Here is a 301-nt window from a genome sequence, read left to right as displayed (position 1 = left end):
ATAATGGCATGAAACGGGCGTAGCTGAGCCGCCACTTCTTCGAGTACGGCATGAAAGCTGTCTTTTGTTGCTACACCCAGCAGGCTGCCTTTGTCATCCGCAAATAAATGGGTGTCGGTCAGTTGCAGCAAAAGTACACTATCTGAATTATCCTGCGGCAGAGAATAGGTCTGCAAAACGTCAAAACCTTGTTGAATGAAATCGTTAATAAACCGATTGCTTACTGAGACCGTTCTTCAGGCAGTAAGCCAGCCAATCTCCCAAAAAGCGATTAACCTGATGTTTTTCATCTTTTTGGTGC

The 301-nt window shown here is 45.2% G+C and carries 1 protein-coding gene; it reads right to left on the bottom strand.

Translation table 11 applies throughout. From position 1 onward, the window contains the following. Positions 1-204: 204 nt before the first annotated feature. Positions 205-301 (bottom strand): DUF1249 domain-containing protein (locus ACYP03_RS25510; protein ID WP_459782606.1); only part of this gene is annotated, 97 nt, incomplete at its 5' end.

The sequence above is a fragment of the Photobacterium sp. R1 genome (assembly GCF_054600795.1).
Note: the sequence above shows the minus strand (reverse complement) of the source record. Positions and strands in the feature narration are given on the sequence as shown.